The sequence below is a fragment of the Acinetobacter sp. YH12134 genome (assembly GCF_013418555.1).
In the GTDB taxonomy this organism is placed as follows: Bacteria; Pseudomonadota; Gammaproteobacteria; order Pseudomonadales; family Moraxellaceae; genus Acinetobacter; species Acinetobacter indicus.
Genome location: NZ_VPBT01000031.1, coordinates 1 through 18,852 on the forward strand (window position 1 = coordinate 1; position 18,852 = coordinate 18,852).

General features: G+C 45.7%; 20 protein-coding genes. 6 read left to right on the forward strand and 14 right to left on the reverse strand.

All coding sequences use genetic code 11. From position 1 onward, the window contains the following. Positions 1–433 precede the first annotated feature (433 nt). The 3 genes from FTU69_RS13510 to def form a co-directional block, all read right to left on the reverse strand. Positions 434–2,467: a TonB-dependent copper receptor gene (locus tag FTU69_RS13510; protein WP_163169919.1), complete on the reverse strand. Its 2,034-nt coding sequence runs from the start codon at positions 2,465–2,467 to the stop codon at positions 434–436. 73 nt (positions 2,468–2,540) lie between these two features. Continuing rightward, on the reverse strand, positions 2,541–2,963 hold the full coding sequence (locus FTU69_RS13515) for a DUF2946 family protein (protein ID WP_016658991.1): 423 nt from the start codon (positions 2,961–2,963) through the stop codon (positions 2,541–2,543). Positions 2,964–3,053: 90 nt separating this feature from the next. Beyond that, positions 3,054–3,578 carry a peptide deformylase gene (gene def / locus FTU69_RS13520; protein ID WP_005181462.1) on the reverse strand — a complete coding sequence of 175 codons (525 nt, stop codon included), beginning with the start codon at positions 3,576–3,578 and terminating at the stop codon, positions 3,054–3,056. 119 nt (positions 3,579–3,697) lie between these two features. Here def and FTU69_RS13525 point away from each other — a divergent pair, with 119 nt between their 5' ends. From FTU69_RS13525 to FTU69_RS13535, 3 genes are read left to right on the forward strand one after another with little or no spacing between them, the layout of a single operon-like run. Then, positions 3,698–4,855, forward strand: a complete 1,158-nt coding sequence (locus tag FTU69_RS13525; RefSeq protein WP_016658990.1) for a LysM peptidoglycan-binding domain-containing protein — start codon at positions 3,698–3,700, stop codon at positions 4,853–4,855. 16 nt (positions 4,856–4,871) lie between these two features. Beyond that, entirely contained in the window at positions 4,872–6,014 is a 1,143-nt protein-coding gene (dprA, locus tag FTU69_RS13530; RefSeq protein WP_005181456.1) for a DNA-processing protein DprA, read from the forward strand. A 44-nt stretch (positions 6,015–6,058) separates the two neighbouring features. Further along, positions 6,059–6,625: an L-threonylcarbamoyladenylate synthase gene (locus FTU69_RS13535; RefSeq protein WP_005181449.1), complete on the forward strand. Its 567-nt coding sequence runs from the start codon at positions 6,059–6,061 to the stop codon at positions 6,623–6,625. 380 nt (positions 6,626–7,005) lie between these two features. Here the strand turns inward: FTU69_RS13535 and FTU69_RS13540 are convergent, their stop codons facing one another. Then, entirely contained in the window at positions 7,006–7,917 is a 912-nt protein-coding gene (locus tag FTU69_RS13540) for a DMT family transporter (RefSeq protein ID WP_005181447.1), read from the reverse strand. Between the two features lie 328 nt (positions 7,918–8,245). On the opposite strand from FTU69_RS13540, the gene FTU69_RS13545 reads away from it, so the two are divergent. The 3 genes from FTU69_RS13545 (at position 8,246) to FTU69_RS13555 (ending at position 10,699) form a co-directional block, all read left to right on the forward strand. Beyond that, the gene (locus tag FTU69_RS13545; RefSeq protein WP_180104042.1) at positions 8,246–8,788 is read left to right on the forward strand and encodes a glutathione peroxidase; all 543 of its coding nucleotides are present in this window, start codon (positions 8,246–8,248) and stop codon (positions 8,786–8,788) included. Positions 8,789–8,971: 183 nt separating this feature from the next. Beyond that, positions 8,972–9,580, forward strand: coding sequence for a hypothetical protein (locus tag FTU69_RS13550; RefSeq protein WP_160241814.1), 609 nt, complete (start codon positions 8,972–8,974; stop codon positions 9,578–9,580). A 120-nt stretch (positions 9,581–9,700) separates the two neighbouring features. Further along, the gene (locus FTU69_RS13555; RefSeq protein ID WP_180104043.1) at positions 9,701–10,699 is read left to right on the forward strand and encodes a pirin family protein; all 999 of its coding nucleotides are present in this window, start codon (positions 9,701–9,703) and stop codon (positions 10,697–10,699) included. Positions 10,700–10,890: 191 nt separating this feature from the next. On the opposite strand, the gene FTU69_RS13560 is transcribed toward FTU69_RS13555, so the two are convergent. The 10 genes from FTU69_RS13560 to FTU69_RS13605 form a co-directional block, all read right to left on the reverse strand. Further along, positions 10,891–11,373 (reverse strand): DUF2846 domain-containing protein, encoded by a 483-nt coding sequence (locus FTU69_RS13560; RefSeq protein WP_005181435.1) that lies wholly within the window; start codon positions 11,371–11,373, stop codon positions 10,891–10,893. A 135-nt stretch (positions 11,374–11,508) separates the two neighbouring features. Beyond that, positions 11,509–11,928: a F0F1 ATP synthase subunit epsilon gene (locus tag FTU69_RS13565; protein WP_005181432.1), complete on the reverse strand. Its 420-nt coding sequence runs from the start codon at positions 11,926–11,928 to the stop codon at positions 11,509–11,511. Between the two features lie 26 nt (positions 11,929–11,954). Further along, the gene (gene atpD / locus FTU69_RS13570) at positions 11,955–13,349 is read right to left on the reverse strand and encodes a F0F1 ATP synthase subunit beta (protein WP_005181429.1); all 1,395 of its coding nucleotides are present in this window, start codon (positions 13,347–13,349) and stop codon (positions 11,955–11,957) included. Positions 13,350–13,375: 26 nt separating this feature from the next. Beyond that, complete coding sequence (atpG, locus tag FTU69_RS13575) at positions 13,376–14,245, reverse strand: F0F1 ATP synthase subunit gamma (RefSeq protein ID WP_005181426.1); 870 nt, start codon at positions 14,243–14,245, stop codon at positions 13,376–13,378. An 86-nt stretch (positions 14,246–14,331) separates the two neighbouring features. Beyond that, complete coding sequence (gene atpA / locus FTU69_RS13580) at positions 14,332–15,876, reverse strand: F0F1 ATP synthase subunit alpha (RefSeq protein ID WP_005181412.1); 1,545 nt, start codon at positions 15,874–15,876, stop codon at positions 14,332–14,334. 46 nt (positions 15,877–15,922) lie between these two features. After that, on the reverse strand, positions 15,923–16,459 hold the full coding sequence (locus tag FTU69_RS13585; RefSeq protein ID WP_005181408.1) for a F0F1 ATP synthase subunit delta: 537 nt from the start codon (positions 16,457–16,459) through the stop codon (positions 15,923–15,925). Positions 16,460–16,471: 12 nt separating this feature from the next. Beyond that, entirely contained in the window at positions 16,472–16,942 is a 471-nt protein-coding gene (locus tag FTU69_RS13590) for a F0F1 ATP synthase subunit B (protein WP_005181403.1), read from the reverse strand. Positions 16,943–16,982: 40 nt separating this feature from the next. Continuing rightward, complete coding sequence (atpE, locus tag FTU69_RS13595; protein ID WP_000424060.1) at positions 16,983–17,228, reverse strand: F0F1 ATP synthase subunit C; 246 nt, start codon at positions 17,226–17,228, stop codon at positions 16,983–16,985. 84 nt (positions 17,229–17,312) lie between these two features. Next, positions 17,313–18,188: a F0F1 ATP synthase subunit A gene (atpB, locus tag FTU69_RS13600; protein ID WP_016658983.1), complete on the reverse strand. Its 876-nt coding sequence runs from the start codon at positions 18,186–18,188 to the stop codon at positions 17,313–17,315. 101 nt (positions 18,189–18,289) lie between these two features. After that, on the reverse strand, positions 18,290–18,688 hold the full coding sequence (locus FTU69_RS13605) for an ATP synthase subunit I (protein ID WP_005181400.1): 399 nt from the start codon (positions 18,686–18,688) through the stop codon (positions 18,290–18,292). Positions 18,689–18,852: the final 164 nt, after the last annotated feature.

An 18,852-nucleotide genomic window follows, 5' to 3' on the forward strand; every position in this document is an offset into this window, starting at 1 on the left:
CTCTTAATGATCTTCTCGATGCTTCGTCAGCATCAAGCTAGGTCGGCTATATTACTCTCTATTTTTAGAAAGTCAACATGCAATATTGATTTTATTTCTAAACTTACCACCTAAACCAGAACTCAACCATTTTAGTTAAATCCTTGTTTATCAACAAGTTTTTATCAACATCACCGCCGATGGATGTGCATTCTACAGGATTTCAGAGGGGTTGCAACACCTTTTTTAAAACTTCTGAAACGTGTGTTTATTTTATAATCCAAAAAAATTATAAATAATTGTTTTATTTATAAAAATTATTTTAATAAAAATATTCGTTATTTTATTTGGAAATATCAACCCAAGTTAAACTATTGAAATATATAATTTTAATAAAATATTAAGAATAAAAAGCAGAACTTCTGCCCTGCTTTTTGTCTACATTTCGAGCTAATTAGAATTTAAAGCTCATTCGCGCCCAATAATTACGGCCCACATTATTGAATTGCTCGTTGGCGGCTAAACCAATACCTGCATTCCCCATTTTATTGAGATGCTCGGTATACGTCTTATCCAGAACGTTGTCAATTCCCACAGAAAGATCAACCCCATCGGAAAGATGGTATGTGCCGTTTAAGGACAAGGTGCCGAAACCTGCGCTTTCTTTCAAGTCATAGCCCACAATATTGCCCTGGTTCTGGCTAATCCGGTTTTGACCATCTACGATTCGCCAATAGGCACCCAAGGTATAACGATCCTGGATATAACGTAAGTTTACACGACCTTCAAGCGGTGCAATCTGTGGTAACGGCGTATTGTCAGTGGTGTTTTCACCCCAGGCATACATTGCGCTAACATCTGCCTGAATCGCATCGCTAAATTGATATGCCAGCCCCGCTTCTGCACCCGCAATCGTGGCATCGACATTCTGGGTATGTGCTTCCAGCATACCCATACGGCCTGTTGGCAGATAATCGGTCAGTACAAAATCCTGAATCAACCCTGCATATGCAGACACCCAGGAGCTAAATGCACCATGCTCATGCTGATAACCAAAATCTAGCTGCAAAGTTTTTTCAGTATCAATATTTTTAAAGGTATTGGTATTGCCATTTCCTGAAACGGGACTAAACAGTTCCCAATAATCTGGCATCCGTTCTACATAACCAAGCCCAATATAGGTTTTAGCATCATGATGAGGATGCTGATTTTCCAAACGGATAAAGGCACTCGGTAAGGTTTCCTGACGTTGCTGTGTGCTTTGTACCGCATCTACTTCAACCTGATCGACACGAACACCGCCCACCAAACGATTCTGCTCACTCAGCTGATAACCCAACTCACCAAAAGCGCCAACAGACTGAAACTTCATATCTTTGATACGTGGTAAGGCATGATAGGCAATATTATTTTCTGTATCGGTCTTACGGATTGTGTGCTCATTATTTTGAGTATCAATACCCGTAATAAAATCTAGCTGATCCCACTCATGTGTCACTGCCAGACGTGCGTTTAAGGTTTTACGCGCCACGTTGGTAGCCGTTTCTTCTGGCATCATCATGGTCGGCTTAAACTGACGCAAACTATAGTTATCCATCACATGATCATTAAAGTTGTAGTTAACCTGCGCTTCAATTTTCTTGATCACATCAGTGACGTTCTGTTTTTCAACGCGTAAACCCAGACTTTCACGGGCAAATTTAGAACCATCCATCATCCGGCCAGCATACACCGCTTCACCATCGGCTTTCCCCCCAGTCAGTTCGACCCAGGTATCTGCATCCGGGGTCCAGCCCAGTGCTACATCAGCATTCCAACGTTCCCAGTCCGATGGCACGGTATTGCCCTCACCATCCTGATAGCTATTCGATACCGAACGGTTGCTATTTAGGCGAATATATTTCTGCTCGTCGCCTGCTGCAACCTCAATATTATGGTCCAGACGGCCAAATGAACCGGCCAGCACACTCAGTTGACCACGATAGTGCTGATCTTCATCAAACTGTTCCGGACGGCGCTCAAAAATCACCGTGGCAGCTGAACCGGTATTGGCATATTGCACGGTTTGTGGGCCTTTAATTACCGAAATCTGGTCATAACTTTCTGGTGAAATATAGGAGGTCGGTGAATCCATACGACTCGGACAGGCACCCAGGTTTTCTGTGCCATCGGTCAGAATTTTAATCCGCGAACCAAACATGCCCCGGAAAGTTACATCGCCATTGGTGCCGGCGCCACTGTTGACCGCGCTAAAACCGACAATACTTTGCAGATAATCTGCACCATCGGTGGCTGGAATCGGTTGAATTGGCTGTTTCGGATCGGCACGGACAATCAGGCCGTTGGCATCATTGCCCTGATGCGCAGTCATCACAATTGGTGCCAGACTTTGGACGGGTGTTGGTGTTTCTGCAAACACAACTGGTGAATAACAAGCAACACAAATCGCAGCCGCAAGAGGCTGTAAAAAGAATTTTGGCTGAGCCATTTTTCATTTCTCACTGGAATACATATAAAACACGGCTTAAGTCATTCAAGACCCAAGCAAAACAAACGCGGTTTTATGCAAACAGTGGCGGTGCCCTACCCTGAGGAATAAGAAATAGTCGTTGCAGTGCAAACCAGACATGCTGGAAAGCTTTTTCAAAAGCGATAAAACGCACTTGAATACGATCAAGCACTTCTTTCACACTGAGTTCTGGCGGTAAAACGAGATTGCCGTACACGGTACAGTACTGGCATTGATGATTGGCATCATGATGATTATGCCCGTCATCTGAAATGACTGGTTGATGCTGACTGTACAGATGTTCGGAATGGGCATGTCCATGCGCTGAATGATCAACCGGCAATAAAAGCGCACGCGTAATGGTTTCACAGACCGGTGCCACCTGATAGGCTTTCGGCAGCAAAGGCTGTAAAAAAACAGCAATCTGTAAAAATACTGCCATCAGTGAGAGCAGTAAACCACTACGAATCAACAAACATATATTCCTGCTTTTGACTGGCCCAAGTATAACAAAGCCCAATCGAAATTGGGCTGTTTTGTCCTGATCTTTTGGTCGCAGGGCTGTTTAGCGTTTAACCGCCACTTTCTGACGCTGACGCACCACTTTTTCGACTTTTTCACGGGCACGCTGGCGCTTTAATGGCGACAGATAATCGACAAAAAGCTTACCATTTAAGTGATCCATTTCATGTTGGATACAGACAGCGAGAAGTCCGTCCGCTTCTAACTCAAATGCTTGACCTTCAAGGTTAATTGCCTCAATTTTTACACGTGACGGACGCTCAACTTTGTCGTATATTTGAGGCACTGACAAGCAGCCTTCTTCATAAGGCTGGGTTTCTTCAGTCAATGGGGTAATTTTGGGGTTAATGAATACCATCGGTTGGTCTTTGTTTTCAGACAGATCCATAACAATCAGCTGAATATGACGGTCAACCTGCGTTGCAGCCAGCCCGATGCCGGGCGCTTCATACATGGTTTCAAACATATCTGCGGCGAGCTGACGAATTTCATCAGTAACTTCTTCGACGGGTTGTGCAATGGTACGAAGACGGGGATCGGGGAAACTTAAAATAGGTAATAAGGCCATATTACGTCCTCAGCTTTGCCATTGGTCAAATAACCGAATGAAGGAATGCTTCATCGAAAAAATGTATGTAAGATCGTTATTATAACGCAACTACATACATAATTTTAGGAATTATGATAATGAAAAAGGTTTTGAAGGGCACATCTTCTTTTCGTGCCTTGGGGTTAAAACAGCAGGCGCTGGCACTTGCTGTCTGTTTCAGTTTTGGGGTGGGCGCAGTCAGTACTGTACAGGCCGCACCGGCACGCAATATCAACCCACCGACCTTACAGGCCAATGCACCAAATGTGTATGTGGTGAAAAAAGGCGATACGCTGTGGGATATTTCCAAGAAGTTTCTGCAAAACCCGCTGCGCTGGCGTGAAATCTGGGCCAGCAACAAGCACGTGAAAAATCCGCACTGGATTTTCCCGGGAGATCGCCTGCTGATGTGTACCTATGATGGCCGCCCGATCATTGGTAAAGATGAAGGTGATGGCTGTGAAGGTATTATCCGTCGTTATACGGGTAACACCACCAGCCTGCAGCCGCAAATCCGGGTCGAGTCACTCAACAATACCATTCCGGTGATTCCACTGGAGTACATCCAGCACTGGCTGGAACGCACCAGCATTATTGCCCCTGAATCTTTGCAACAGACGCCTTATATTTTAGGCACGGCGGATCAGCGTGTATTGGCGGCTAAAGGCCAGAATGTCTATGCCCGCGGTCAGGGTCTGCAAGTTGGCCAGCGTTATGCCGTGTATCGTGAAGGCGAACCGTATATCTTCACCGATGCCAACGGTAAAAAATACAATGCCGGTCTGGAGCTGACTCAGGTTGCATCCGGTATTGCAGTACGCGGTGAAAATGACATTACTACCCTGGAACTGACCGACACTTACAATGCCGAAGTGCGTCGTGGTGATCGTGTGCTGCCAGAATATGACCCGATGTTACCGACCCTGTTCTATCCGACCAATGCCGAACATATTGCAGCGGATGGCCAGGTGGTACGTGTGATGGGGTCAATTGGGACCGCGGCTAAACACAGTGTGGTCACCATTGACCGTGGTCAGGCGCACGGCGTGCAATCCGGTCATGTATTTGCTGTAACTCAAAAAGGCGAAGTGGTCACCGATCCGAAAACCCGTGAACGGGTGCAGCTGCCAGGCGAGCGTATTGGCTATGCCATGGTCTTTAAAACCTTTGACCAGCTCAGCTATGCCTATATTCTGGACAGCGAACTACCAATTAAAGTCGGGGCCGGTATTCAGCCACCGATTATGGAAGATTAAGACTGAGGGATGAGCCATGCTGAATACGATATCACCCGGTCATCTCGCAACGATTCGCCTGTGGTATCTGGTTCAGCATTCACTCCCCAGCTTTTATAAATTAATCCGGCACTTCGGTTCGGCCGCTGCGGCCACCGAAGCCGGCAACCTGCAGCGCTGGGCAGAACTGGGACTGCATCAGAACCATCTGCAACGCGCACGGGATTTTCATCAAGCACAGGCACAAGCCGACTTCCAGCACTTGCTGCAGCGCGTCCAGCAACATACCGATTTTATTCTTATTCCCGAAGATGTCGGTTACCCCACCCAACTGCTGCCCTATACCGACAAGCCACCAATTTTATTTGGCCAAGGACAGGCACAACCTTTACTTCAGCCGCAAGTGGCAATTGTCGGCAGTCGCAAAGCCAGTCCGCATGGCCGGCAGGTGGCTTATGACTTTGCCTATTATTTAAGTGAAAAAGGCTTTTTTATTAACAGTGGCCTGGCGCAAGGCATTGATGAAGCAGCCCATCAGGGTGGCTTGAAACATCAACGTACCATTGCCGTGATGGGTACTGGTCTCGACCTCACCTACCCGGCCACACACCAGGGTCTGCGTGACCAGATTCTGCAACGGCATGGCACTATTATCAGTGAGTTCCTGCCACAGACCAAACCGCTACAGCAGCATTTTCCACGGCGTAACCGCATTGTCAGTGGACTTAGCCTGGGAGTGATTGTAGCCGAAGCCACGCTGGACAGCGGCTCGCTGATTACCGCCAAACTGGCGGCCGAGCAAGGTAAAACCGTGTTTGCCATTCCGGGACATATTTACAGTGAATTTCATCAGGGCTGCCATCAACTGATTCGGGAAGGCGCGATTCTGGTTGATCATCCGGAACAGGTCATTGAAGATCTGGCCTTGCCAACCCAATGGCTGAGCCAGCAGCAGGCGACCTTATCCGCTACAGCATCTGCAGCTGCCCACCCGACCTTACCCGAACATCTGTTGGCCCTATACAGCCAGCTGGACTGGGTCGGTAAAAATATGGACCAGCTGGCCAGCGAACTGCAACAGGAAACCGCCCATTTAACCGCGCAGTTAATGGAACTGGAGCTGCTCGGAATGGCAATGCAGCAATCGGGGCTATATCTGCGTTGTCGTCCATCACAATAAGGTTCACAATAGTACACCCCGCATAACCTCGAAAGGTGTACCACATGATTACAACCTCTGTTGCCGAAGCAGCCACTTGTCTACAGCAAGGACAGGTGCTGGCCTATCCTACAGAGGCAGTTTGGGGTCTCGGCTGTGACCCGTATAACCAAGATGCATTCATGCAGATTCTGCAACTAAAACAGCGTCCGATTGAAAAAGGCGTGATTTTATTGGCCGGTCATATTTCCCAGGTAGAACATTTGCTGCACAACCTGGCCGAACCACAGCGTCAACAGGTGATCGACTCCTGGCTCAATCCACCCGCAGAGCGTGCTACCACCTGGTTGTTGCCGGCAGGTGAGCATATTCCCAGCTGGATTAAAGGCCAGCATCCTAAAGTCGCGGTACGTGTAACCACGCATCCGCTCTGTGTCGCGCTATGTCATGCCTTTAGCGGCTTTATTGTATCGACCAGTGCCAATCCGGCCGGACAGGAACCGGCGCGCTCCCTGCAAGAGGCCAGCCAGTATTTTGGCAATCAGCTGAATTATTTAAATGGCGATTTGGGACTCAGCCAGTTACCTAGCCGTATTCTGGATGCTGAAACCGGTGCCGTGATTCGTGACTGAAGATCGGGCCAGAAATGAAAGAAATTTCAGGCAAAAAAAAGCTCAACCATATAGGGATGGTTGAGCATAAAAAAGGATGTGTATCAATCACATCCAGAGGGTATCGAAATCTCTGGACAAATCAGCAACAGTCGCTGATCTGCGATGGAGCGTATTATGGGCGAACAGTTTAAAAAAAACAAATATATTTTAGCTCTTAAAAAGCAGCTTAAACCTATGATTAATCAATCATTATTTGAAAAAAGTTCAAATTATCTTACTCTTTTTAAAGTGCTTTTTAAAGAAGCTAAAAGCTACTCTCCTCGACTAAAGTCTATTTGCCTTTATTCACGAGATCATTCAAGCAAAAAATTAAGTTTGTTTGTTCGTTTTTTAGACAATTATTTGGCTTTTAGCAGCACTGGCGCCACAGTTTTTTTCTGGGCCAGCACAATTCCGAACAGAATAATCGCCCCACCAATACTGTGATAAATGGTCCAGGCCTCTTTTAACCAGACAAAGGCAATTAAAGCGGTAAACACCGGCATCAGGTTCATAAAGATACTGGTGCGGTTCGGTCCCAGACGCTGAATCGCCATCATCCACACCAAAGGCGCAATTAATGAAGGGAAAATACTGGCGTAGATCACGCTGCCGGCATTCGCCATATTGATAGCATCAAGACCCAACCAGGCCACAAACGGCAGGTGATACAGCAGTGCAAACAGAATCTGCACATACAGGCTCAGCATTAACGGAATCTGCAGCTGCCATTTTTTCAGAAAAACCCCGTAAAAGGCATAGAAAAACACGGCAATAATCATCAGCAGATCGCCCCACTGACCACCGGCATGCAGCAAGCCCCAAGGATTGCCCTGCCCCATCACATAGATTAGCCCGGCAAAGGACAACAGGCTGCCAATAATGGCGTAGCGATTCGGAATATCGCGCAGAATCAGCATCGACACAAAAATGGTAAAAATCGGAATAAAGGCATTAATAATGCCCATATTGGTGGCGGTGGTGTAATGCGCAGCGGTATAGGCCAGTCCCTGATACAGCACCAGTCCAAAGGCACTCAGCACTGCCAGCTGTTTCAGATGCGGCACAATCAGGGCACGCTCACGAATCACCCGCGGCAAAATAAATGGGGTCAGAATCAGAAAGGCAAAAAACCAGCGATAAAAACTGATGCTCACCGGCGAGATAAAGTCGGTCACATAGCGGGTCACGACAATATTCAGTGACCAGATCAGTACCGCGCTGACCGGTAAAAGAATGGCCCAAGACAGCATTTTTTCTTGCTGTGTCATATTCTGTTCCTTGTTGAGTCGATCGGCCTGAAGCAGACGCTGCTTCCTGCGCTGAATGAATGCCTTTTCACTTTATTTTTAAACTTTCCTTGTGCCCTCATTCTAGTCCAATTTAACTGCTTTGGGGCAGTTCGCGATGGTGAAATCTTGTGCTGCGTTCAAATTGCTCCATCACTCCACTTTGCTGGGATTCCGCACCTGCTTAAAATATGCCGCATTGACACAGCGCTATACAAAAATCTGCCAAAAGCCGCAGCAATAGGTCTTGCGGGATTGGGCAAAGCCCGTTACAACAGAGAACGACAATAAATCACTTTAGGATAAACACATGGCATCTGTATATGACATTCCGGTCGTGACCATTCAGCGTGAAGAAACCACACTGAACCAGTATCAAGGCAAGGTGCTGCTGATTGTAAACGTGGCTTCTAAATGCGGTCTGACGCCGCAATATGAAGGTCTGCAAAAGCTTTATCAGCAGAAAAAAGAACAAGGTCTGGAAATTCTCGGTTTCCCGGCCAATGACTTTCTGGCGCAGGAACCCGGCAGCAATGAAGAAATCCAGCAGTTCTGTTCGCTGAATTATCAGGTAGATTTCCCGTTATTCGCCAAAATTTCAGTGGTGGGTGAAGATAAACATCCGCTATATGCTCGTCTGACCCAGGCCATTCCAGAACGGATTGGTGAAGGCCCGTGGTGGAAAGATCTGGTGGATTATGGTCTGACCCCAAATGAACCACCTGAAGTGCTGTGGAACTTCGAGAAATTCCTGATCAATAAAGAAGGCGAAGTGGTGGCACGTTTTGCCCCAGATATTCAGGCCGATGACCCACGTATTGTCGATGCGATTAATGCCGAACTGGCGCGTTAATTGTTTACAGTAACAAAGAGGGTCGCGGCCCTCTTTTTTTATAGATCTAGACATCCATAAGCCACGCTCATCACACCGCCTGTTTGCCCTGGAAAATTGTTATTGCTTTGCAACAATCTGTTTTTTATTTAATTAAAGCCCCTATATTAAACTGCAAGATAAAAAATTGTGATTGATCTTGCCATGAAACGCGCCTTTTCCCATTTTCTCCTGCCCTTTGGCCTGCTGACTTCAGCTCTACTGCTGGTCGGTTGTGACCAGCCCAGCGCTCCGGTTTCGGAAGCCGATCCGGATACCGAAATCACCTCCCAGCAGCAAAGCCCTGCACCACAAGCCGATTTAAAAAGTGGCAATATGTTTTATATTGTGCGCGATGTGGCTGATATGCAGCTGAAAGCCGGTGAGTATGTCGAGCAGTTGCGACAGACCCAGACCGAGCTGCAACAGGCCGTCAACAGTCAGGATCATCAACAGCTACAAAGCGCAGCCAGCAAATTGCAACAGCAATTACAGGGCTTTAATAGCGCCTTAAACAGTTTGAATTTAAAAAGTCAGGAAATTGACAATATTCGCCAGAACATTCTGCAAGCCAATGAACAGGTTCTGGCTTCGCCATTTTTAAATGGCCAGATTGACCTCAGCAAAGTGGATTTTGCCAAAATTCAGCAGCAGATGGGCACGGTACAGTCTGAAATGGTGAAACTGGCCAGCATCCTGTTACAGTCAGAGAATTCTGAAAATACTGAAAGCGCAAACACTGACACTGAAAATCAGGCAGCAACTGAATCCTGATTTTCAGGCTCACTGCCCATCTGGGTGGTGAGTCTGCTTAATTGAGATAGCTTTTTGAGCTAATCCTGATGGTTAAAATTTAAAAAAATAATGCGTTCATTTAAAAATAAGAGGTCTGCCATGCAGCATCCACTGATTTATTCTGTTGTACCGGTGACATTCCGTTTAGATCTGAAAGATCCGTTTATCTTCTGTGCCCATCATCTGGATCATTTTCCGGCTGGCAATGCCCAACTGGGTCCGCAAACGTCACCACAAAATAAAGAATACAATATGTATTATGGCGATGTGGTGCCCGGTTTCCCTGAGCATCCACATACCGGTTTTGAAACCATTACCTTAGTGGAACAAGGCGTGGTCGATCATTTTGATTCACTCGGCAATGCCGGTCGCTATGCCGCTGGAGATGTGCAATGGCTAACCACCGGCAATGGCGTCGAACACTGCGAGATGTTTCCACTCGTGCATGAAGATCAAGCCAACCCGATAGAGCTGTTCCAGATCTGGTTTAATTCATCACCTGAGCAGAAACAGCAGCCAGCTGATTATAAAATGTTATGGCGCGAGCAGATTCCGCATGTAATTGAAGCCAATGCGGCAGGCCAGAAAGCTGATATCCGGGTGATTTCCGGTCAATTTAAAGAAACCGATGCCCTGCCACGTCCACCTCATTCATGGGCAGCGCCGGCTGAAAACAAGGTGAATATTTACCTGATTACCCTAGCGCCCGAAGCTGAAGTCACTATTCCAGCCACCAGCGCCAGCTCGACCCGCTTCTGTTATTTCTATCAGGGTAAGAGTTTAGAGCTTGAAGGTCAGCAGATGGACGTGAAATATTTGGCCGAATTGAAATCGGATGCCGAGATTCATTTAAAAGGTGGACTACTCGAATCCCGGATTCTATGGCTTGAAGGTGAACCAATTGGTGCACCGGTAGCCATGCGCGGGCCTTTTGTACTAAATAGTGAAGATGAACTGAACGCTGCCTTTAAACGTTACCGCGACACCCATTTCGGTGAATGGCCATGGCCGAGTCCAGCACCGGTGTTTGAACGTAAACAGCCGCGTTTTGCGACTTATCAGGGTGGTGAGCATAAGGAATATCTTGAACAGCTCTAAATTCTATTTTTATGAGAACAGCTTGGCATGTTTCAGGCTATTTTTATGAAAAATTAAACAATGAAATTATCAGGGTTTGGAAAAATGGATATAGAGCTGGGTTAAGTAAAGATGAATGAAAGTCTTTAGATCAAAAGCAAGTGTTTGCGATTTACACCTTGCAGCAACCGCAAACACAGATGTGGAAATTATTATTTAGGAAGTTGAATAGAAGGCTTAGAACATTTGCCGCCTACTGCCAAACTGTATTTTTCAATCGCCTGCTGACCTTCAGTCTCATCAACCAATTTTACGTTTGCACCACCAACAAATACACCTGGTTTAATGTATTGTTGAACATAATAGTTTTTCCCACTTTGTGTAGTTACGTTCAGGTGATTAGGAGAAAACTCTGATTCTGTAGACACAATATGTGTTTTACCACCTTCTACCTCTGTATAAAAATAAACACCACGTGCAGTTTCACCCAAGCACTCACCATTAACCCAAATATCTTTCTTGAGTCCTGCACCTACAACGCTATTCGAGCGGTACACATAGATTCCTGCTTGACCTGCTTGTGGCGCTTGAATCTTTTTTTGTTGCTGCACTGCTTGTGGATCTGCTTTCGGAACCGAAGCACAACCAACAAAACCTAATGATAATAATAGCGGTAAAATAATTTTATTTGACACCCCAAATTCCCCTTATTTATTTTTTAAGAGCATGAGATATAACAAATATATAAGTTATTTACCAATATATTCCATTAAATAGTATTCATAAAAAAACCACCCTTTCGGGTGGTTTCTTCAATCTTAAACCAGCAATTACATTGCGCGGTTTTTGATTTTGCGGATCGTTTCCAACTGTGCAGCAGTTTCTGCCAAAGCAGCCAAAGCAGCAGCAGCGTCCAAATCGCTCTTTTGATTCGCCAGCAATTGTTCAGCGTGTTTACGCGCTTCAATAATTGCCGCTTCATCCAAGTTTTCTGCACGGACTGCAGTATCTGCAAGAACCGTAACAACGTGCGGTTGAACTTCTAGAACACCACCAGATACATAGATTAATTCTTCTGTACCATTTTCCAAAATAACGCGGATCGCGCCAGGTTGGAGCAAAGTTACCAGCGGAGCGTGGCCAGGCATAATACCCAACTCACCGCCAGCACCTTTTGCAATTAGCATAGTTACAGTGCCAGAGTACAAAGACTCCTGAACACTTACAACGTCACATTGCATAGTCGCCATGAGAACCTCCTAAATTAGGTAGCTAATTAAAGTTTCTCGGCTTTAGCAATCACTTCGTCAATACCACCAACCATATAGAACGCTTGTTCTGGGATGTGATCGTATTCACCAGCTAGAAGACCTTTAAAGCCACGAATCGTTTCTTTAAGCGGTACAAGTTTACCAGGCGCGCCAGTAAATACTTCAGCTACGTGGAACGGTTGAGAGAAGAAACGCTGGATCTTACGTGCACGGTATACAGTAAGTTTGTCTTCTTCTGACAATTCGTCCATACCAAGAATTGCGATAATGTCTTTCAGTTCTTTATAACGTTGAAGAACGTTTTGAACTGCACGAGCAATTTCGTAATGCTCAGTACCAACTACCAGTGGATCTAACTGACGTGAAGTTGAGTCAAGTGGATCGATCGCAGGGTAAATACCTTGAGAAGCGATGTCACGGCTCAATACAACAGTTGCGTCCAAGTGAGCGAACGTTGTAGCAGGCGATGGATCTGTTAAGTCATCGGCAGGTACGTATACCGCTTGGATAGACGTAATCGAACCAGACTTAGTTGATGTAATACGTTCTTGAAGAACACCCATCTCTTCTGCAAGTGTAGGCTGATAACCTACTGCAGATGGCATACGGCCTAGAAGTGCTGATACTTCAGTACCTGCTAGTGTATAACGGTAGATGTTGTCAACGAACAATAATACGTCACGGCCTTTACCGTTTTCGTCTTTTTGATCACGGAAGTACTCAGCCATAGTCAGACCAGTCAACGCTACGCGTAAACGGTTACCAGGTGGCTCGTTCATCTGACCGTAGACCATTGCTACTTTGTCTAGAACGTTAGAGTCTTTCATCTCGTGATAGAAGTCGTTACCTTCACGAGTACGCTCACCAACACCAGCGAATACAGATAAACCTGAGTGCGCTTTAGCGATGTTGTTGATCAACTCCATCATGTTTACAGTTTTACCAACACCGGCACCACCGAACAGACCAACTTTACCACCTTTCGCGAACGGGCAAAGTAAGTCAATGACTTTAATACCAGTTTCTAGAAGGTCAGTAGAAGCCGCTTGTTCTGCATAAGAAGGCGCTTGACGGTGAATTGGTAAACGCTCTTCAGTTGCAACTGGACCAGCTTCGTCGATAGGGCGACCAAGAACGTCCATGATACGACCAAGTGTCGCTGTACCTACTGGTACAGAGATCGGCGCGTTAGTGTTAGTTACGTTCAAACCACGTTTAAGACCTTCAGTAGATCCCATCGCAATTGTACGTACAACGCCGTCACCAAGTTGTTGCTGAACTTCTAAAGTAGTTTCAGTGCCATCAACGTGAAGAGCGTCATAGATCTTAGGAACGCTGTTGCGTTCAAACTCGACGTCGATAACCGCGCCGATGATCTGAATGATACGACCGCTACTCATTGCTGTCTCCTCAATTCAAAATAATGTTAAACGGCAGCGGCACCACCAACGATCTCAGAAATTTCCTGAGTAATCGCGGCTTGACGCAGCTTGTTATAAATAAGTTGTAGGTTCTTGATAAGCTCACCTGCGTTATCTGTCGCAGCTTTCATTGCGACCATACGTGCAGATTGCTCACAAGCGATGTTTTCAATCACACCTTGATACACCACAGACTCAATATAACGAACCAATAAACCATTCAGCAGTTCTTCTGCTTCTGGTTCATAGATATAGTCCCAACCGTATTGACGGTTCAGGGTCTTGTCTTCTTCAGCAGCTGCTAAAGGAACAAGCTGTTCGATTTTTTGATTTTGAGTCATGGCATTGACAAAGCCGTTGGACACCAGATAAATACGATCTAACTCGCCTTTATCATAAGCGTCTAACATCACCTGTACAGAACCAGATAACTGTTCAAGACTTGGTGTATCACCTACGTTTGTAGTTGCACCTAGTACTTTACCGCCGTAGTTTTTAAAAAACGAAACCGCTTTTTGACCAATTAAAGCAAATTGAACTTCAATTGACTGCTCTTGTTGCTGTTGTACGTGTTTGACCACTTTTTTGAACAAGTTAATGTTCAAACCGCCTGCCAAACCACGATCTGAAGAAACAATGATATAGCCAACGCGCTTCACAGGACGCTCAACCATATAACGGTGTTTATATTCAGGATTCGCTTGTACCAAATGAGCAATTACACGGTGCATATTTTCGGCATACGGACGGCCTTGAGCCATGCGCTCTTGCGCACGACGCATCTTAGAAGCAGCTACCATTTGCATCGCTCGAGTAATCTTCTGCGTGCTCTTGATACTAGCTACTTTGGCGCGAATTTCTTTTAAGTTTGCCATACGCTTAACCTAGTATTCGAAGGCCCTTTCGAGCCCTCGAAGGTTGATCCGTGAACCAAACCAACACTAATTAGCAAAGTGCTAAATTAGTAAGTTTGAGTCGCTTTAAAGCTTTCAATACCTGCTTTGATTGCAGCTTCGATGTCTTTGTTGTAATCACCAGTTTCATCGATTTGTTGCATTAACGCAGCGTGCTCTGAACGGAAGTAAGAAATTAACGCAGCATCAAAGTCTACGATTTTCTTCACTTCAACGTCAGCCATGTAGCCTTCGTTAGATGCATAAACTGAAACAGCCTGGTCAGCAATTGAGTAAGGCGCATATTGTTTCTGCTTCATTAACTCAGTTACGCGTTGACCATGTTCAAGTTGCTTACGAGTTGCTTCGTCAAGGTCAGAAGCGAACTGAGCAAACGCTGCCAATTCACGGTATTGCGCCAAAGCGGTACGGATACCACCAGACAATTTTTTGATGATCTTCGTTTGAGCCGAACCACCAACACGCGATACAGAAATACCGGCGTTCACCGCAGGACGAATACCCGCGTTGAATAATGATGTTTCAAGGAAGATCTGACCATCAGTAATCGAAATTACGTTAGTCGGTACGAATGCAGATACGTCACCTGCTTGAGTTTCAATAATCGGCAATGCAGTTAATGAACCAGTTTGGCCTTTAACTTCACCGTTAGTGAATTTCTCAACATAGTCAGCAGATACGCGAGAAGCACGTTCAAGTAGACGTGAATGTAGATAGAATACGTCACCTGGGTAAGCTTCACGACCTGGTGGACGACGAAGAAGCAATGAAATTTGACGGTAAGCAACAGCTTGCTTAGACAAATCATCATAAATAATTAACGCGTCTTCACCACGATCACGGAAGTATTCGCCCATTGTACAGCCAGCATAAGGCGCCAGATACAGCATTGCTGCTGGATCAGCTGCAGCTGCTGCTACAACAGTGGTATACGCCATAGCGCCAGTTTCTTCCAGCTTGCGTACTACGTTCGCGATAGTCGATTGTTTTTGACCAATTGCTACGTATACACACTTAATGCCAGAGTTTTTCTGAGCGATGATCGCATCGATCGCCATAGCTGTTTTACCAGTCTGACGGTCACCAATGATCAACTCACGCTGACCACGGCCAACTGGGATCATTGTATCTACTGATTTATAACCAGTTTGTACAGGTTGATCCACTGATTGACGCCAAATTACGCCTGGTGCTACTTTTTCTACAGCATCAGTTAATTTCGCATCAATTGGGCCTTTACCATCAATTGGGTTACCCAAAGCATCTACGACACGGCCTAAAAGTTCTGGACCAACCGGAACTTCTAATACACGACCTGTACAACGAGCTTTTTGACCTTCTTGAAGGCCTAAGTAGTTACCTAAAACAACGACGCCCACTGAATCCTGTTCTAGGTTCAGTGCCATACCGTATAAGCCGCCGTCGAATTCGATCATTTCACCGTACATTGCATCAGCAAGACCGTGAATGCGCACAATACCGTCGGATACCATAACAATGGTACCTTCGTTTTTAGCGGTCGCGCTGGTGTCCAGATCGCCGATACGCTGTTTAATGAGCGCACTGATCTCGGATGGATTCAGTTGTTGCATTGCGCTATACCTCAATCTTTTTAAAGTTCAGTCTTCTTATATGCAATTACGCAAGAAGACGAGTCCGCATTTTTTCAAGCTTGTTAAGCGCAGAATCATCTATCACTTGGTCGCCTGCACGAATAACAACACCCGCGATTAACGCCGGGTTGACTTCTACTACAATAGAAACCGTGCTGTTGAAACGCTTTTCCAGCGCCGCTTTCAACACTTGTTCCTGGTCAGCAGACAATGGGAAAGCCGATTCAATTACGACGTCCACATTGTTGTTATTCTGTGATTTGAGCTGTTCATATTCTGCTTGAATTTCAGGCATTAAAGACAAACGATCATTTTCAGCAAGCAAAGTCAAAAAGTTTGACAATGCTGCAGTCTGGTCTTCACCTAAAACTTTTGCAAAAACACTCACCTGCTCTGCAGGAGTAAGCTCAGGGCGATTTAAGTAAGCTGAAAATGCTTCGTCTTGTACCGCAGCACTGAGCAATGCTAGTGCTTGTGACCAACTGTCAGTTGCACTTTGCTCAGAGGCATAAGCATATGCTGCTTTCGCATATGGGCGTGCCAACGTCAAGAGTTCAGCCATATTTCGCCTCGCTTAAAGTTTAGCAGCCAGCTGGTTCAGCATGGCATTGTGAGCTTCTGCGTCAACTTGCTGGCTAAGAATTTTCTCAGCACCGGCAACTGCCAAAGCAGCGACTTGTTGACGTAATTCTTCGCGAGCAGCATTGATTTCAGTATCAACAGCTTCTTTCGCCTGTTGACGGATACGCTCACCTTCAGCAGATGCTTGAGTACGCGCTTCTTCGACCAATTGTGCTGCACGACGGTTCGCTTGTTCGATCAATTGAGCCGCTTGTGCTTTCGCTGCGTCTAGCTCTGCCTTAACTTGTGCTTGCGCATCAGCAAGGTCAGCTTTTGCTTTTTCAGCAGCATTTAAGCCATCAGCGATGCGACGCTGACGCTCACTAATCGCATTGATTAGTGGTGGCCATACAAACTTCATGCAGAATGCGACGAAAATCGCAAATGCAATCGCTTGGCCAATCAATGTGAGGTTGATATTCATTGCTATTCCTCAAATAGTGGATTTTTGGGAATTAAGCTGATTAACCTACAAATGGATTAGCGAAGATGAAGAACAAGCCAATACCAACACCGATCATAGGCACAGCATCAAGAAGACCCGCGATTAAGAACATACGAGTTTGAAGTTGTGGAGCCAATTCTGGCTGACGTGCAACAGCTTCAAGGAAGCGACCGCCCAAAAGACCAAAACCAATCGCAGTACCTAAAGCACCGAAAGCGATCAAGATAGCAGATGCAATTGCAACTAGACCTAAAGTGAGTTCCATGAAAAATTCCTCAGAGGTTAGGTTTTATACCAAATTAAATTAAAAAATTGTGCCCAACCATCCGGTGACAGTCAGGCAATACCATTAATGCTTTTCGCTTGCCATGCTCAAGTATACGATAGTCAGCATCATGAAAATGAATGCTTGTAGCGTAATAACAAGAATGTGGAAGATCGCCCAAGGCACAGACAACGCCCACTGGATCCAGAACGGTAATAATGCGATCAGGATGAAGATTAACTCACCTGCATACATGTTACCGAAAAGTCGGAGAGCCAATGAAACTGGACGTGCAAGGAAAGTTACCAATTCCAGAATCAAGTTCACTGGAATAAGCAACGCTTTTGCAACTGGGTTACTTGGGTTAAATGGGTTAAGTGCCAACTCGCCAACGAAACCGCCAACACCCTTTTCACGGATGCTGTAGAACAAGATCAGGACAAATACAGATAAAGACATACCAAGGGTAATGTTAGGATCTGTAGATGGAACAATCTTGAAGTAAACGTGGTGAGGGTCCATACCAAACACGTTAGCACCGATCAGTTGAGCTGTATAAGGAATCCAGTCAACAGGAATCAGGTCCATCAAGTTCATGAGGAAAATCCACACGAAGATGGTTAAAGCTAACGGCGCAATTAAGCGAGATTTGCCATGGAATGTGTCGCGGACACTTGAGTCAACAAACTCAATAATCATTTCAATTGCAGACTGGAACTTGGTTGGAACACCAGAGTTTGCAGCTTTCGCTACCACCCAGAACAGCAAACAGAAAATGATACCAAGGCCAATTGACCAACCCATTGAATCCAAGTGAATAGCAGTGAACCCCATCTGTTGAGCTTCTTCAGCAGACTCGGCCAATTTCCATGTACCGTCCGGCATTTTACCGTACGTCATGTTGGTCAAGTGGTGCTTGATGTACTCGGTCGAAGTAAGGGCATGTTCTTCAGCAGCCATAAATCACACCTGGTCAATGTCAAAAACAAAAGAGGGAACGAATATCGCGTGCTGCTTGATATCTCGCTCATCTCCTAAAAACTTTTCAATTTTTGCTGCGCCTATACTCGTTTTTGTAGACGTGACACCCAAAACGGAGCAACCCACGACATGGCCTGAACGAGAATAAAACCACAAAACAATGCAACCGGAGACAACGGCTCGACATTGCTTAAAATTAAAATGAATCCTACGATCACAATCGCAAACTTACCGAGCATGCCCCTATACATGTTCGACAGAACTTGTTTAGATGCTCTCGCGCCTGCTGCGCGGAACGACTGCCAGGAAAAATAACAACTTGCAACCCAACATACCAATGCACCAAGTGCGGCACTCAAGGCGGCTGTAGCATCTTTGAATATCCAGGCAATCAATGCAGCAACAGGTATCATGAATGCTTGCAAGAAGACCAAAGCTTTCGCTAATCGTCGGTCAATCAAGCGACTAGTTCGGCTCATTTACTTTCCACTCACAGCATAAATGCTTGACAAGTTTAACTGATGATCGTTTTTTATCGCAGGCATTATAGAGTTACACCCCTGAACATGCAATCTTTTCCCGATCTTAGTCGTATTTTTTTGCACAACTGTAACCGTATTGTCATAATTCAAATTTGCCGCCA

Excerpts from the sequence above, each read along its gene's own strand:
- FTU69_RS13510 (WP_163169919.1), bottom strand. The coding sequence starts at position 2,467 with ATGGCTCAGCCAAAATTCTTTTTACAGCCTCTTGCGGCTGCGATTTGT.
- def (WP_005181462.1), bottom strand. The coding sequence starts at position 3,578 with ATGGCCTTATTACCTATTTTAAGTTTCCCCGATCCCCGTCTTCGTACC.
- FTU69_RS13525 (WP_016658990.1), top strand. The coding sequence starts at position 3,698 with ATGAAAAAGGTTTTGAAGGGCACATCTTCTTTTCGTGCCTTGGGGTTA.
- dprA (WP_005181456.1), top strand. The coding sequence starts at position 4,872 with ATGCTGAATACGATATCACCCGGTCATCTCGCAACGATTCGCCTGTGG.
- FTU69_RS13535 (WP_005181449.1), top strand. The coding sequence starts at position 6,059 with ATGATTACAACCTCTGTTGCCGAAGCAGCCACTTGTCTACAGCAAGGA.
- FTU69_RS13540 (WP_005181447.1), bottom strand. The coding sequence starts at position 7,917 with ATGACACAGCAAGAAAAAATGCTGTCTTGGGCCATTCTTTTACCGGTC.
- FTU69_RS13545 (WP_180104042.1), top strand. The coding sequence starts at position 8,246 with ATGGCATCTGTATATGACATTCCGGTCGTGACCATTCAGCGTGAAGAA.
- FTU69_RS13550 (WP_160241814.1), top strand. The coding sequence starts at position 8,972 with ATGAAACGCGCCTTTTCCCATTTTCTCCTGCCCTTTGGCCTGCTGACT.
- FTU69_RS13555 (WP_180104043.1), top strand. The coding sequence starts at position 9,701 with ATGCAGCATCCACTGATTTATTCTGTTGTACCGGTGACATTCCGTTTA.
- FTU69_RS13565 (WP_005181432.1), bottom strand. The coding sequence starts at position 11,928 with ATGGCGACTATGCAATGTGACGTTGTAAGTGTTCAGGAGTCTTTGTAC.
- atpD (WP_005181429.1), bottom strand. The coding sequence starts at position 13,349 with ATGAGTAGCGGTCGTATCATTCAGATCATCGGCGCGGTTATCGACGTC.
- atpG (WP_005181426.1), bottom strand. The coding sequence starts at position 14,245 with ATGGCAAACTTAAAAGAAATTCGCGCCAAAGTAGCTAGTATCAAGAGC.
- atpA (WP_005181412.1), bottom strand. The coding sequence starts at position 15,876 with ATGCAACAACTGAATCCATCCGAGATCAGTGCGCTCATTAAACAGCGT.
- FTU69_RS13585 (WP_005181408.1), bottom strand. The coding sequence starts at position 16,459 with ATGGCTGAACTCTTGACGTTGGCACGCCCATATGCGAAAGCAGCATAT.
- FTU69_RS13590 (WP_005181403.1), bottom strand. The coding sequence starts at position 16,942 with ATGAATATCAACCTCACATTGATTGGCCAAGCGATTGCATTTGCGATT.
- atpE (WP_000424060.1), bottom strand. The coding sequence starts at position 17,228 with ATGGAACTCACTTTAGGTCTAGTTGCAATTGCATCTGCTATCTTGATC.
- atpB (WP_016658983.1), bottom strand. The coding sequence starts at position 18,188 with ATGGCTGCTGAAGAACATGCCCTTACTTCGACCGAGTACATCAAGCAC.
- FTU69_RS13605 (WP_005181400.1), bottom strand. The coding sequence starts at position 18,688 with ATGAGCCGAACTAGTCGCTTGATTGACCGACGATTAGCGAAAGCTTTG.